The sequence below is a fragment of the Alteromonas sp. BMJM2 genome, from assembly GCF_027257845.1.
Classification (GTDB): domain Bacteria; phylum Pseudomonadota; class Gammaproteobacteria; order Enterobacterales; family Alteromonadaceae; genus Alteromonas.
Window position 1 is genome coordinate 1 of the sequence record NZ_JAPVOT010000025.1, and the last position, 15,685, is coordinate 15,685.

The window sequence follows — 15,685 nt, forward strand, 5'->3', positions numbered from 1 at the left end:
AATTTGCCTAACATCAACCATGACAGACGAAGTAAACGAGTTCTAAAAAGGCAACGGTATTGATCTTGAAATAGCGGTCAAAGGGCTATCTTTTTTCATTGACAGCCCGGAGGCTCATATGTGTTATTTACTAAACGTGCGATAGTTATACCACCAGCACGTACATAGTCCGTTCGCTTACTCTCTGAAACATTATCGATGTGTACTAACTTTCCAGCAAGGTTAAAGACATTGTATATAGTTTTGCCTTCGACTGTAGATTTCACACGCTTCATATTTCCATCATAGCGATAGCTACCAACAGCCTCGCCATTCAGTGATATAGGTTGATCAGCATAATCATAAACAAAGTCTTGATTACCAGCAGAAGTAACATTACCGCGACTGTCGTAGAAGAAACTACGATCGCCTGTCGTACCACCGATCCCACCCGAATCGATCGCACGATTCAAACGATTATTTGAATCATACGTCATGTTTACTTGCCGGGTACCCAATTTTTTTCGAATTATATTACCTAAGGTATCGTATTCGACAATCCCAGTTCCCCATGGTCCTGTAGAAGTTGTCAGGCGCTCTAGGCCATCATAATCCAATGTTCGATCGTTACCGCTCATCGCTCGGTCTTTGATGTTTGTCACCAATTTGCGTTTGTCATAAGAATAAGCCAAATCAAGGGCCTTTATATTATTTTTAGCGACAGTTAAGCGTTCCGGTAGCAAACTTGCATTAAGAGTCTGCTCAAAACGGTGGCCATTGCCGTAATTTAATTTACTCAAAGTACTATTCGGATGGTAGGAAATGTTATTGGCATAATAGACTGAGCCGTCATATGCTTGACGAGCTCGCCCTAAGCCATCTGGGTTAAATCTAATTGTTTTAGAACTTGGGTATCCCATAGAAACTAGGTGCGCTGCACTATTATAAGCATAATCAATGTTGTATTGGCGTCCATCAACACTCAAGCGCTCACTATTCAGTAAGCCCAGGTTATTATAACTGTACGACCAGTTAACACCGCTTCGCTGCACAGTTTTTAAGTTGTTATTGTTATCGTAAGTAAAGTAGACATCAGGAGTAGAGCTACTCGCATAGTTTCTACGTTTAATAAGTCCTGTATCGTAACGCTCGAGACTAACTTTCGCTCCGCCGCTTGGTAAACTGCAACTCGTGCCTTTACTCGCCCCTTTCTGATACGCTTTTAACCAATTAGAATTGTCGTACTGATAAAGTGTGTCACCAACTTCAGGCTCACTTATACGGCAAAGTAAGCGCTTGTTGTTATAATAATAGCGACGTGTAAACATTTTTGTCTCATTGTCACTATTACTAGCACTAGATATTCCTGAACCGGGGTTTCCTGGTCCTATTGTAATAGGACCAATAGGCGAGACTGTTCCATTTCCACCTGACCCAATACTTCCAGAACCACTGTCACCGTTACCACTATCAGAATCATCATCGTTTCCAGTCCCATTTTGAGGTGAGCCATATTCACCATCACCAACCTGAGTGACTGAAACAACTTCGCCCCAAACGTTTTTATCTATGGTTGTAAACACTCCCATTGGGGAATGAATTGCCTTGATATCTTTGTAGTCAGGACCATCGTATCCATAGTGGTAATAGTGAGTTTGATAACCGTCACTATCGGTTACAGTACGCTTGTGCTGACCGTGATAACTTATTGTTGTTTGCGAAAAAGGAGCTACCGTCTCATGTGTTTTAATTAAACGGTTTAACCCATCATATTCTGATTTTGTACCTTCATTAGCAGTGCTGCTTCGCGATGGAAAAGATTCAAACACCTTCCGCCCTGCCTCATCATATTGCGTTCTCACGTATGATGATTTATTTGTAAGAAAGTCTTTTGTCTCGACTAATATCGGCCTGAACATTGAGTCGTAAGTGATAATTGTCTTAGCATTGGATCTTGTAATGGAATGGACAGGATTAGACCCGAACACATAGCTATGCCTCACGTTAGCCCAATTCCCAGGGAAATCTACTTCTTTAAGCCTCCCCATTTCGTCGCGATTATAAGCTGTAATGTTACCATTTCCATCTTCAATCGATATAACTCGACCAAAATAATCAACCATCTGCTTTACTTCAACCCCATCAGCGCGAGTTACAGTTTGTGGAGTACCGCGCTTATATTCAGCTGCATAAATCTTACGATCTTCACCGTCCCTAACCCACGCAAAATTACCATCATTGTGGTAACCATATTCTGCATAAAAAGCTCCATTTCGCTTTTCAATAACCTTCAAGCCTTTAGGGTTATATGAATTCTCTTGAATCAAACGCCCATTGACCAATTGCTTCTTTGGTAGCCCTAGTTTCCACAAACTTTTATTGTGAAAATATTCGGTAATTGTAGTTCGCTTCGTAGTCGACACATTAGATTTTATCGATTGGCTAACGGGATAGGAGTATGAATAATCTGTTGAATTGTGATTTATATTGAATGTTGATTCTTGCGTGAAAGTATCACCATTTTGCGTCGTGACTATTTTTGTAGTATGTACCGGTGTATTAGAGTCGCTTGGTCCTGGGTAGGTTATAACGTAGGAATGACCGACTGCACTTTCTTTAACATAAGTGTAATCTTCTGTCCTGAGAGAAGGTCCTGTAGAAGTTTCTCGAGTTTCCTTCTTGACCAACTTTCCTGAAAGCGGCTCGCTTACCCACGCATGATAGTAAGTGTAGTGAGCGTCAGGTGCAGTAACCCTGGTCCAGTTTGTTCTATCTGAGGAAGATGAACCAGATGGTCCTTTATCATTCTCATATTCATAAGTCCAAACTGCAGTATCAATCGATCCACCAGTCACCTCTTTTCTAATAAGAGCCATTGTGGACGTAGTTACATCATTATCTAATGGCAAGGCTGGACCAAAGCCGGGGGATGTGGCTTCTGGCTCGCCAGTCATACAAGTTTCAGTACGCCTGACCTGTGAAGCAAGAACATGTCGGTGTTCAATATCTTTAAGAGTAAAAGTACCAGTAGCACCATATGGATGGGTGATGGAAACAGTATGTTGAAATTTCTGGCAGTAATCGCGTCCGCTAGGCGCTGGAGATGCACTTAAATCATCAAGGTTCATTGACCAAAACGACATATCTGGCCTAACAACTTTATTTAAAGAATGACCATGCAACGGTTTAAAAGCCGAGGGCATCCATTGTTTTCTTGTATAACTATTTTTCGTATACTCAAAGTGCCATGATTCTCCACCCGCAGAAGCTGAACGTACTAATTTTGATGAGCCACTGTAACCTAAAGATATGACGCGATTATCATTACTGTATATCTTTTTTAGGCGATTTAAACTGTCATATTGATACTTGACCCAGTTTCCGTATTTATCTTTTACCTCGGTGGCAGCGATGATGTAAACATTTCGCTCTAGTGGGTTTGCTCTTATGAAGCCCATTCTAGGAGCGTCAACGATGTACGCATGATTAAAACGGTAAACATCTCCATTTGGAGCATGTCCCAAAAAGCCTTGTCCCCCATCATTGGAAGATATACAAGTAAAATACCAGTTAGCTTTTGTTACTTTTTTAGCAGAAGATGGCCAAATTTGAGACCCATTGTCATCAAGAAGTTGTTGCGAACCCTGACCAGGTATCTCTACTTGAATACCATTTGAATAGTCTCTAGCGTTCATGTAGTTATGTTTAGTGGAATAAGGTCGTAAGATTTCAGATGTGCTACTACTGCAGCGGTTACCTACCCATGGACGGAGATCCAATGATGTAACTGAGATACGTGGAACTTGCATGCTCCAATCACCAAACTCGACATCTACACCGTCCTATACTGCATTCCGCTTGTTCGCTGTCTGCGAAGTGAAACGCTAAGTGATGAATTTCCAGGAAGTTCAATATCTGTATGACTAAACGACAGTGACCCAGTGTGAGGGTCAATCGAGTCACCCAAAAATCCATCACCGAAAACTTCAAGACGCTCTTCAGCGTTTTGCTTCTTTTCCCATTCAACGATCGGCTCTACGTCTTCTGTTGCTAAGGTGTTGGTTGAAAGTCCGCTAATCCACAAGGCTGACAGTATTGCGGTTGACATATTAAGCAAGTTTTTTTTCATCTTTCTTCCCTGAATATTTCTCTGTAATTTTTCGAAGTAAACCTACAGGAAATCAACCAACATTCAACAAAAAATTATCAATTGAAACTCCAGTGAAACTTATTGTCATCGAGCCCTAGAAATCTTTAAAATCAGATAAATGTTAACTAGTCTCATCAAAAAGGGTGCCCCAGAGCGACATTTGTAAAATTTTAACCGACCGATTGAGTTGAAAAATCACAAAACATTAAATAAAATTAATGTAATACTCATTACCTTTCACAAATATGCCATTAGTTAATAATCGGCATGATCATACTGATTACTATTTTGCACAAACGAATTGAGCTTAGAAAATTGACGCTTTAACTAACTCTCTACTCTCGATAGGAGAAGTAAACATCTTATTTACAAGCAGGTATTCCATTGCTATATTCTTCCTCAGCAACTTAATCGATTAAGAAAAGTTCGAGTTATAAGGTCGTTAGGATTAACGACTCTACTCTCGTGTCACTGATTGTTAAGCTAAACCTCTACCTTATTAAAAGTGACTTTAATAAAGCGGTTCTTGCTTAATGGTATTCATTACATACCAAGGCGTACTTACTGCGCCTACTGTAACAACCGTATTTTCGGAGAATTTCAATGTCTATAAGCAACGGCGTTCAGTTAATTACTTATGCAGATAGATTGGGCGATGGCAGTATCGAAAGCCTTAATAGCCTTTTAAATGGTGCACTGGCGAACTTATTTAAGGGTGTGCATTTATTACCATTTTATTATCCCTTTGATGGTGAAGATGCCGGTTTCGACCCTATTGATCATACAAGTGTCGATAAGCGTCTTGGCGATTGGGGCCATGTGAAAAAAATGGGGGAGTCTGTTGATATTATGGCAGACCTTATTGTTAATCATATGTCAGCGCAGAGTCAGCAGTTTCGTGATGTACTACAGCACGGTAGAGACTCCAAATACTGGCCTCTCTTTTTGACTAAACAAGACGTTTTTACTAGCAACGACGACGATGAAACTGATGCGCAAATTGCGCAGGTTTTTAGACCTCGTCCAACACCGTTTTTTAGCGACTATAATATTGCAGGCAATGAATCGGCGCCTTTTTGGACCACATTCACCTCAAATCAAATTGACATAGACGTTGAGTCTGACCTTGGGAAAGACTACTTATCGTCAATCCTTACTTCGTTTACCGATAATAATGTGGACCTGATCCGTCTTGATGCTGCCGGTTATGCTATCAAACGAGCGGGCACTAACTGCTTTATGCTTGAAGAGACTTTTGCGTTTATTGAAGAATTAAGCACACGAGCACGCTCTATGAACATGCAGTGTCTTGTTGAAATTCACAGTCATTATCAAACACAAATTGAAATTGCAGAGCGCTGCGACAGCGTGTATGACTTTGCGTTGCCACCACTGGTGTTGCATACCCTATTTACCCAAGATGCAAGTGCCCTAGCCCACTGGTTGTCTATTTCTCCACGCAACTGTTTTACTGTACTAGACACTCACGACGGTATTGGCATTGTTGATGTTGGTGCAAATGGCGACAAGCCCGGACTCCTTGAAAACGAGGCGATAAACGCGCTTGTTGAACAAATACATACAAATTCAAACGGCGAGTCGAGAAAAGCTACAGGGGCTGCAGCGAATAATGTGGATTTGTATCAGGTAAACTGTACTTATTACGATGCTCTGGGTAAGAACGATTTTAGCTATCTTTTAGCCCGCGCCATCCAATTCTTCAGCCCTGGTATTCCACAAGTTTACTATGGAGGGCTACTCGCCGCCGATAACGACAAGGAGCTTTTGGCTAAGACGAATGTAGGCCGCGATATAAACCGCCCGTATTTGTCGACTAAAACAGTAGAAGAAGCCATTGAAAAGCCGGTCGTTAAAGGGTTGTTTGAGCTCATTAAGTTACGAAATCACAGCAACGCTTTTAATGGTGATTTTTCTGTGTCGTATGAAGATAGCCTGCTTGCTTTGAACTGGGAAAATCAAGGAGATAGCGCTCGTCTTGAAATCGACTTTAATGCTACTGATATTAATGCTGTGAATGCCGCTATCCATATTAAAGACGCAGAAAAAGCGTCTACAATAAAAATTAGTGAGCTGTTAGGCTAATTACAGCGAAGACACTACGGATTCCGTCAATACAAAAGGCTCGAAACTTCGGTTTCGGGCCTTTCTTTCATTAAGAGCTTTGGATTTAGAGGCTTGCTTTGAGAAACTTATTTTGAAAGTATTTCTTAAAAGCACCTTTTATTTGCGTGGTGTAGGTTCAGCCAATATTTTCACATGCGTATTGAAAGTATATTCACTAACCTGTGCTTTTTTAAAAGCAATTTTCTGTTTATGACCGGCGTTTAGCGATGATCGTCGTTGTAATCTTTTCCCCATTCACATAACTGACGCAACGTGGGCTCTAATGTTCGCCCAAGCTCAGTTAACGAATATTCTACCCGCGGTGGCACTTCGGCATAAACTTTACGATTTACGAGTTTATCTCGCTCTAATTCTCGCAGCTGCTGGGTGAGCATTTTTTGTGTCACCCCTTGCAGTCGGCGTCTTAACTGGCTGAATCGAAGTGTTTTGTGGCATAAATGCCATAAAATTACGCCTTTCCACTTACCACCAATAATCTCAAGTGAGACAGCCACACCGCAAATATATTGCGGAGTGTCTTGATTGCTCTCACGCTCGCTTTCATTTTCTATTTCGAGCTCACTCTTATGCTCACTTAAGCGAGCACTGTCCGTTTTTAATACTTGCGCCATGCTGCACCCTCAATAAAGCTCAATAGTATCATTTTGGGTACTACCCTACTAAAAAGTGCATACTTGCACAAAATAAATTTACCGTCAGAATGGAGTGCAAGTAAATAACAGTTAAGGAAAGCTACAATGACAACATTTCAAGCATTGCTTGTAGAGAAATCTGAAGATAAAACCTTTTCACGTTCTGTGGTTGAGCGACATGTGGATGAACTTCCTGAAGGGGCGCTTCTTGTAAAAGTAAAATACTCCTCGCTTAACTATAAAGATGCGCTTTCTGCTTCAGGCAATCCTGGCGTAAGCCGAAACTTTCCTCACACTCCAGGCATTGATGCAGCAGGCACTGTTGTGTCTTGCGATGATAACGCGTTTAACGAAGGTGATGATGTCATCATTACGGGCTACGATCTGGGTATGAATACCTCTGGAGGGTTTGCAGAATATATCCGAATTCCTTCGTCATGGGCGGTTGCTAAACCTGACGGCCTGTCGTTAAAAGAAGCTATGGTTTTAGGCACTGCAGGCTTTACTGCTGGATTGTCTGTACAAGGGCTAGTTGAAAACAATGTAACGCCAGAAGACGGCGAAATACTTGTAACAGGTGCAACGGGAGGCGTTGGAAGCGTCGCCGTGGCGTTGCTCGCCCAAGCAGGGTTTAGCGTGGTAGGCTGCACAGGCAAAGACTCACAGGCCGACTTCCTTATATCTTTAGGCGCTGCCCGTGTGATAAATCGCGATAGCTTGCTAGAGAATAAAGAGCGCCCAATGCTTAAAGAGCAATACGCTGGTGTGGTGGATACAGTCGGCGGTGAGTTTCTTGCTCAGGCAATTAAGTCGACTCAATACGGTGGTGTTGTTACCTGTTGCGGGCTTACCGCTTCAGCTCAGCTTGATGTAAGCGTATTTCCCTTTATATTGCGCGGAGTGTCATTACTAGGCATAGACTCAGTACAGTGCCCTATGCCTCCTAGAATAAGGCTATGGGATAAGCTTGCCGGTGATTGGAAACTCAATCAACTTGAAGCATTAACCACTGAGGTCGGTTTATCTCAGCTAGACGAAAAAATTGACGCTATTTTAAAAGGTCAGTTGTCTGGTCGTACACTTGTAAATTTAGACCTATAGCCAAGGATTCAAAAGGCGAAAGTGCAAAAGGCGAAAGTGCAAAAGACAGGAGTCTAATGCACTTTTTAAGATGTGAGTGATTAAAAGGCCTACAGCCGAAAACAATAACTGTAACGCTTAAAGGCAAACTATCGACTGTATTGCTTTAACATGCCAAACAATTGATTCATGTCTATTGGTTTGCCTAAGTGGCTGTCAAACCCTTCTTTTAGGTAGCGAGCTACGTCTTCAGGCATCACATTAGCGGTAAGCGCAATAACAGGAATATGCTTTTTCATTGCGCTTATTTGTCTATGGGCTTCCACACCATCCATTTCCGGCATATGTATATCCATAAGAATGAGGTCAAAGTCTTCTTTTTGTACCGCATCAACCGCTTGTTTGCCGTTATCTACCATGGTTATTGCAGCCATCGTCTCTTCTAGCATGGTTTGAATAACCACTTGATTAATAGCGTTGTCTTCAGCAATCAGTATCTTTTTGTTAGACATCAATGGGGCAGACAATGATTTTTTGGCTCTAGTTTGCGTATCAAATTGTGTTGGCTCAAGTGGCAACAATACGGTTACTGTTGTGCCCGTACCTTCAATACTGTTGAGCTTAATATCTCCTTTCATTAAGTCTATTAAGCTTAATGTAATAGCCATTCCAAGTCCTGTGCCGCCATAGCGCCGTGTGGTGCTGGCGTCGGCTTGTGAAAACCGCTCGAATATCCGCTGTTGGGCTTCTTTGCTCATGCCTATGCCAGAGTCGATAACTTTTATGGCTATCACTTGTTTGCCTTTGCGTTCACTATTGGCAACGTTTATTCTCACCGAGCCATTACTGGTGAACTTCACAGCATTCGAAACAAGATTCAAAATTATTTGTTTTACCCTAACAATGTCCCCAATCCAGCCATCTTGAAAGTTTTTATCGATTTCGACAGAAAAGGCCACGCCCTTGCTGCTTAGCATTTCATCCATGTCATATTTAACGGCATCGAGTACCTCTAGCAACGAAAATGGTGCAAGCTCTATACTGAGTTTATTCGAGTCAATTTTTGAATAGTCGAGAATATCGTTGATAATGGTGAGCAAACTTTGTGCTGAGAATGCGGAGTTATCGAGAATGGTACGAAGGTTTCCTTGGATATCGGAGTTTCTCAACAATTGAAGACCACCAAGAATGGCATTCATAGGTGTGCGTATTTCATGGCTCATATTGGCAAGAAAATCACTTTTCGCTTTTGCTGCTGCCTCTGCCCGCTGCTTTTCTTGCTCGAGCACCTTCATAGTTTCGACTTTATCGGTAATATCGTAGTTAACACCAATGGCTTTTACTGGCTCCCCTGCGTCGTTACGAAGAATAATAGCGTTGGCCTTAAGGTGCTTAATGTTACCGTTTGGCATTACCACACGAAACTGGGTGTCAAATTTAATATCGTTTTCTATTGAATAGTCGAGTAATGCTTTTGCATCATCAATGTCATCCGGGTGGATGGTGTTTTCCCATGCTTCAAACGCACCGGTAAACTGCTCTTCGGACACACCGTAAAGCAAATACATCCACTTATCCCAAAGCAACTCTTCGGTAATAAGGTCGAACTCCCACACTCCCATACCAAGGGCATCGTTAGCGACCTGTAGCCGTATTGATTCTGCTACCGCCCGCTCGCGAACTTTTTGTTTCTGTGCCTCTATTTGCTTTTGCGGCGTTATATCTTGAAAAACGCCAAATAGCCCGGTGCACTCGCCATTTTCAAATTGAGGCCTTCCTTGAGCCCTTACCCAAATGTTTCGCCCAGTTGCAGTAACAAGTTCAAGCTCCAAGTTCCAAGGCTCACCTTTGCTAACCCCCTTCTCTACCGCTTCAGTAATAAGCCTTTGGCTTTCTCCTGGCTTATAAAAATTGATGCCTTCTTCTAGATTCGGTTCGTAGTCGAGAGGCACCTCATGAATGCGTTTTGTTTGGTCGCTCCACACTACATTACTTGTTTGTAAATTGACTTCCCACGTACCGATATTGGCGGTTTTTTCGAGTTCATCTAGCAGCGTAGCCTGCTTTTGAAAAGCAAGTTTCTGTTTTTCCTCATCCTCTGTTCGCGAGCGTTCCTGCTCTTTAATGTCGGAAACATCCGTTTGCGCGCCAAGCATCCGAATAGGCTTGCCTTCACTGTTTCTGATTGATATGCCTCGACAGCGAACCCAAATAGTGTGTCCCGATTTATGGGTGTATCTCATGACCTGATCGAAGATTGAGCTCTCATCGGCATAATGATTTTCTAGATTTTGAAGGGCTAATTTAACGTCGTCTTGATTAACAATATTTTGCCACTCCGACCGAAGGTGTTGTTTACTGGTAGGGTCGTAACCGAGTATTTTCCAGAAGGTGGGACTCATCCAGCCTTTTTCAGGATTTTCCAAATCCCAAAACCAAACCCCATCAAGAGCAGAACTCTCAATGAAGTTAAACAAGCGGTCATCACTTTTTAATAAATCTTTTAATTCAGTGAAGAGGTAATGATCGCTACTAATATTAGTTAAGGCCAAACTCTTCTCACTCATTGGGAAGAACATTTACAGAGGGTTGTAAACGTTATATTAAAAATAGCATAGCAGTAATATCAGGCTAAATAAAACTTGTAATAACATCTATTTATATTGATTTAAGGGGGATAGATTAAAAATTAGTGTTTATGGATTTCAGCACGGTGATATCGCCAGCTTGTTAGTTATATCTACTATGCACACATTCAGCCATCGAGATGACTTTTCTCATCAAGTGAAAGTGACTCACCTTCAACTCGATTACGACCCGCTTCTTTCGCTTTATAAAGTAAGGTATCTGCTCGCTTAAACAGGCTCTCTGTAGATTCATTTTGTCGATACTCTGCTACGCCAAAGCTAGCGGTAATGGTGCCTACTACATCCATCTTGCAAGACGCTAATAAGCCTCGCACTTTTTCAGCCAAAGTTAACGCGCCGGCCAGTGCAGTTTGTGTACTCATAATAATGAACTCTTCACCGCCCCAGCGGGCAAGAATATCTGAGCGCCGAATATTGTCTTTTATGAGATTTGCCACTGACACTAAAATCTTATCACCAACTTGATGACCATAAGTATCATTAACCTGTTTGAATAAGTCGATATCAATTACTATTATCGACAGGCTATTTTCATAGCGATTCGCCCTACTTAACTCATGCTCTAATTCAAGCTCAAGTTTTCTACGATTATAAATTCCAGTAAGTTGGTCGGTAACAGACAGCAACTCAATGCGCTTCTTATCGGTAATATCTTGATAGAACCCAGTGAAGCCTAGTAATTTATCCGTACTATCAGTTTCTGGCTCGATGGACGCATCCACATAAATCATCGTGTTATCTTTTGACCGTGCAGTAATTTCACCTGACCACGCCTTGCCATTCAGCAGGGTAGAATACATATCATTTAACACATCAGAGGGTGTATCTTGCTCGCAAAGCACTTTATGAGTCTCTCCAACAAGGTCATAAGAACTAAAACCGGTAAGCTCAGAAAACGCAGTAGACACGTGAGCAATACGTCCGTCAGCGTTAATATTGGCAGATAGGACATACTTATCGACCAATACTTGAGCGCGAGTGAGCCGCTTATTTGTGCTATTTAATTGCTGGTTGCGTTGATGTATTTCAAGGCTTAACTTTCGGTTCTCCTTTTTTAGTTTTCGTTTTTGAAGAAGATCTTGAACGGCAACGATTAATTCGTTTTGTTTCCATGGTTTATTTAAAAACCGCTGAACCAAACCGGTATTAATCGCTGATTCCAACGAATCGCTATCTGAATACCCTGTAATGAGGAGACACTCTGGAACATCATCAAGCTCCAACCCGTTCACATCTGCTAAAAATTCAGCACCAGTCATGTCGGGTAGCTTCATATCAGTAATTATAATATCGAAGGTTTGAGACTTAATAAGTTCAAGTGCACTGAGACAAGATTCCTCAATGTGAATGTCGCCAAGAAAGCGAAGCTGCCGGCGCAAAGCGTGCAATATAAACACTTCATCGTCTACGCAGAGAATTGATGGTTTATCGATATTATCTTTCTCTTGTTCTAAATCAGTAACCCCTTTTGAACCGTCAGTAATATCGTTCACGTTCTCCAACCTCTACTCCGCACTACTATTAATATTTATCTCTTTTTAAAAAATAGTCTTTTACCGCCAAAATTCAACTGATTCCACTAACGCTGCGTCAATAGTGCATTAGCGCTCCAAATATGTGTAATCAGATGTCTACGAGTGAGGCACAAAAAAGGGCGTATAAACGCCCTTTTTGTCACTTAGTGATAGGTATTTTTTAAAAACCCTCTAGCACGAGTTTACCGACAGCGGTTCCGGCCTCAAGCTGCTTGTGCGCAGTAATAAGGTTTTCGGCATTTATTTTCCCTAAATGCTTACCTACTGTGGTTTTGATTTTTTTATTATCAACCAAATCGGCGACATGTTTTAGCAGACGGTGCTGTTCAATCATATCGTCGGTTTCAAACATTGAGCGAGTGAACATAAACTCCCAATGCAGCGACAAACTTTTTTGCTTAAGCTTCGATACATCAATACTTTCAGGGTCGTCAATTAACGCCAGCTTGCCTTTCGGTTTCATTACCTCAACAAACATCTCTATATTGGCTTCGGAATTAGTTAAGCTGGCAACATGCGTTACCTGCCCTACATTAAGTGCCTTTATTTGCTCGGCCATAGGTTTACTGTGGTCGATAATATGATCAGCGCCGAGGGATTTAACCCATGATTTCGTCTCATCTCGAGACGCTGTGGCGATAACTGTAGCGCCAGTTAGCACCTTCAATAGCTGCAGCATAATAGAGCCTACTCCGCCTGCTGCTCCAACCACGAGCACCACTTCATTACTTTTTTCTTGTTGCTGTTTTAGCAACAGGTGATCAAACAGTAATTCGTAAGCCGTAATGGTAGTAAGCGGCAGCGCTGCCGCCTCGCTATCAGACAGCGACTTTGGCGCTAATGCCACAATACGCTCATCAACCAATTGATACTCTGCGTTAGTGCCTTGACGAGTAAGGTCTCCTGCATAATACACGCGATCGCCCACCGCGAATGCCGTAACATTGCTTCCTACCTCTTCCACTACGCCAACGGCATCCCAACCAAGTATTTTTGGTTGTCCTTGTGGCTCAACCCGTTGCCGAATTTTGCAATCTACTGGATTAACGGCAATGGCACTAATTTTTACAAGTAAATCGGTGCCTGTTACACTGGGCTTTTCTACTTCGATATCTTCTAGCGCACTTTCTTCTTCTATCGCTAACGAGCGAGTGTAGCCTACGGCCTTCATTATCAACTCCTTACTTACCGTTTATACATAGCAGGCATACCTTCACCAGGCGTACTGTTTTTAATGAACTCCCGTAAATCTTGATTCGATGTTTTCAAGTCATCACGACGAAGGTACATCATATGCCCACTTCTATACCCTTTAAAACTTAAACGGTCTTTCATTGCACCGCTGTTATCTAGCTGCCACATGGTGTATTTGGCATCAAAATAGTTGGTCGCACCATCGTAATAACCAGCTTGAATCATCACGTTTAAATAGGGGTTTTGAGCCATCGCAAGGCGCAAATTACTTCCTGTATTATTATTACTTCTGTCCCACGGATGAACAGGACCAAACAAGTTGTATTTTATGTCAGTTTTATACGCCAATTCCTCGCGAAGGTAGTAATTAATAGCTGGCGTAAACGAATGCAACCAAGAAGTCAGTTCGGCCCAGTAGTCTGGTCTATCACCACTTTGCTTCGCATCAATACCTAAATAACGACTGTCTAGTCTGCCAAGGGTTTTGCCTTCGTCGCGCAGCAACTCTTTCCAGAAAAACGCGGTACTCACATCTAAATTATTCTGAGAAACGGCGTCTTCACTTAACCCAGAGTAACGGGCCATTTTTGCCAACACTTTGCGCTTCTCTTCTGGCTCGATGAAGCCGCCTTTCGCTAATGCCGGTATTAGCTTGTTAATAGTAAAGTCTTCTACTTCTGGCAGTAATTCAAGCAGGTCCTTGCTTTGAAGCTCTGAATCAAGCTTATTGTGGTACCACGCTGCAGCGGCAAAATACGGTAAGCGGTTAGCGGCTTTTACCGGGCCGTTTCGTTCAATGCCAATATCAGTTGGAGAAACTAAAATAACGCCATTTAGATACATCCACTGGCGTTCTTGTAACTCAAGTGCAAGGCCTGACACCCGCGTAGTACCGTAGCTTTCGCCGATGAGGTATTTAGGAGAGCGCCAGCGATTGTTTCTGGTAACGAAGGTATTTACCCAATCTGCCAAGTAGCTAATATCGGCATTAACGCCGAAGAACATTTTTTTCTGCTCTTCCTGTGACGGCATTTTGCCCTCGGCATTAGGCAATACTCTGCTATAGCCTGTATTAACCGGGTTAACAAACACAATGTCAGCGGCATCTAATACTGAGTATGGGTTGGTTTGCACGCCATAAGGTTGAACTGGATAGCCTTCATCGTCAATATTAAGAATACGAGGCCCAGTATACGCCACATGCATCCATACTGACGCCGAGCCAGGCCCGCCGTTAAATGAAATGATCAGGGGTCTTTTGGCATCATCTTTTACATCAGTGCGCTTGTAGTAAGTATAGAAAAGCGTTGCAACCGCTTCATCCTTATCATTCCATACTGGCTGGGTGCCAGTGGTCGCGCTGTATTTAACGCGCTTGCCTAAAATTTTTGTCTCATGTTCGGTAACGACTTTACTGTCTATTTCGATAGCACGGTCGTGTTCTTGTGCAATAGCGTTAAACGTAAATAATGAAAGAAACAGCAGACAATACGACGCTGCTGTTTTACAAGTGTTTGAGTAGGATATTGTCATTTTCATACACGCTTCTTTTTGTTTGGATTATCGACACAATCACTATAACCCTCGCAGCTCAATCTCTCTAATTAGAACGATAAGTTAACGAAATTAGTCGATATACCTCTGTATAGGCTTATTCACACATATACTGGCAGAGAGGGCGATTCCGCAACGGGCGATTAATTTTCTATCGCCTTTTCATTAACATGCTCAATAAGCTCAGGAAGAAACGAAAGAAACACACTCTCTAATTTAGCTTTATTGCTTGCAATATCATCCACACTTTTATGAAAGTCGTTTTTAAAGCGAATGCGTTTTGCTACCACCGTAATGGCCTTAGCAATTCCCTCTTCTCTTGCGTAATCGTCGAACCAGTTATGAGTGATCATATGGCCAACGCTATGCTGCATTGTGCGTGGCATTTGCGGCAGCCGCGTTTCTAGCAGTTCAAATCGCTGAGAGCAAAATGATGAAAATGACTGGTCAGAAAAACGAGACCAATGTTTAATTAACAGGTGATCAAAATAGATATCAATTGCGACGGGAGCGTATCGACGTCTGCTTTGATGAAAGAGTGTTTTCGCTTCTTTTACTAAGTCGTGTTGGTCAGTGAATTTGTCCACTGCATAATGATTCTCAAGCCCCCGCCGCACATCCGATGAGAAAGAAGTGACATCGACTCCCCGACGAAAGTCGCCTAGCAAATTACCAAATTGGGAATCTGCCGTTGGTTTAGCGAGAAAAAGATGAGCTAAATAATTCATAATGTCGTTTGGTTCTTATTTCGGTTGTGTGTAACAGGGG

At 42.2% G+C, this 15,685-nt stretch carries 10 protein-coding genes; 2 read left to right on the top strand and 8 right to left on the bottom strand.

Features of this window, described 5'->3' with window-relative positions; genetic code table 11:
* Positions 1 to 95 precede the first annotated feature (95 nt).
* Both O9X84_RS17580 and O9X84_RS17585 read right to left on the bottom strand, forming a co-directional pair.
* On the bottom strand, positions 96 to 3,674 hold the full coding sequence (locus O9X84_RS17580) for an RHS repeat domain-containing protein (protein ID WP_269520983.1): 3,579 nt from the start codon (positions 3,672 to 3,674) through the stop codon (positions 96 to 98).
* Positions 3,675 to 3,811: 137 nt separating this feature from the next.
* Positions 3,812 to 4,108: a hypothetical protein gene (locus tag O9X84_RS17585; RefSeq protein WP_269520984.1), complete on the bottom strand. Its 297-nt coding sequence runs from the start codon at positions 4,106 to 4,108 to the stop codon at positions 3,812 to 3,814.
* Between the two features lie 624 nt (positions 4,109 to 4,732).
* Here O9X84_RS17585 and gtfA point away from each other — a divergent pair.
* Complete coding sequence (gene gtfA / locus O9X84_RS17590; protein WP_269520985.1) at positions 4,733 to 6,232, top strand: sucrose phosphorylase; 1,500 nt, start codon at positions 4,733 to 4,735, stop codon at positions 6,230 to 6,232.
* Positions 6,233 to 6,474: 242 nt separating this feature from the next.
* Here gtfA and O9X84_RS17595 read toward each other — a convergent pair whose 3' ends face one another.
* Positions 6,475 to 6,885 (bottom strand): winged helix-turn-helix transcriptional regulator, encoded by a 411-nt coding sequence (locus O9X84_RS17595; protein WP_269520986.1) that lies wholly within the window; start codon positions 6,883 to 6,885, stop codon positions 6,475 to 6,477.
* 126 nt (positions 6,886 to 7,011) lie between these two features.
* On the opposite strand from O9X84_RS17595, the gene O9X84_RS17600 reads away from it, so the two are divergent.
* Positions 7,012 to 8,007, top strand: coding sequence for a YhdH/YhfP family quinone oxidoreductase (locus tag O9X84_RS17600; protein ID WP_269520987.1), 996 nt, complete (start codon positions 7,012 to 7,014; stop codon positions 8,005 to 8,007).
* 128 nt (positions 8,008 to 8,135) lie between these two features.
* Here the strand turns inward: O9X84_RS17600 and O9X84_RS17605 are convergent, their stop codons facing one another.
* The 5 genes from O9X84_RS17605 to O9X84_RS17625 all read right to left on the bottom strand — a co-directional run bounded on the left by O9X84_RS17605 (position 8,136) and on the right by O9X84_RS17625 (position 15,645).
* A complete protein-coding gene (locus O9X84_RS17605; RefSeq protein ID WP_269520988.1) occupies positions 8,136 to 10,538 on the bottom strand; it encodes a PAS domain-containing protein in 2,403 nt (800 codons plus the stop codon).
* Positions 10,539 to 10,741: 203 nt separating this feature from the next.
* The gene (locus tag O9X84_RS17610; protein WP_269520989.1) at positions 10,742 to 12,127 is read right to left on the bottom strand and encodes a GGDEF domain-containing response regulator; all 1,386 of its coding nucleotides are present in this window, start codon (positions 12,125 to 12,127) and stop codon (positions 10,742 to 10,744) included.
* 202 nt (positions 12,128 to 12,329) lie between these two features.
* Positions 12,330 to 13,340 carry a zinc-binding alcohol dehydrogenase family protein gene (locus O9X84_RS17615; protein ID WP_269520990.1) on the bottom strand — a complete coding sequence of 337 codons (1,011 nt, stop codon included), beginning with the start codon at positions 13,338 to 13,340 and terminating at the stop codon, positions 12,330 to 12,332.
* A gap of 14 nt (positions 13,341 to 13,354) precedes the next feature.
* Entirely contained in the window at positions 13,355 to 14,896 is a 1,542-nt protein-coding gene (locus tag O9X84_RS17620; protein WP_442864558.1) for a S10 family peptidase, read from the bottom strand.
* A 164-nt stretch (positions 14,897 to 15,060) separates the two neighbouring features.
* Complete coding sequence (locus tag O9X84_RS17625; RefSeq protein ID WP_269520992.1) at positions 15,061 to 15,645, bottom strand: acyl carrier protein phosphodiesterase; 585 nt, start codon at positions 15,643 to 15,645, stop codon at positions 15,061 to 15,063.
* Positions 15,646 to 15,685 lie beyond the last annotated feature (40 nt).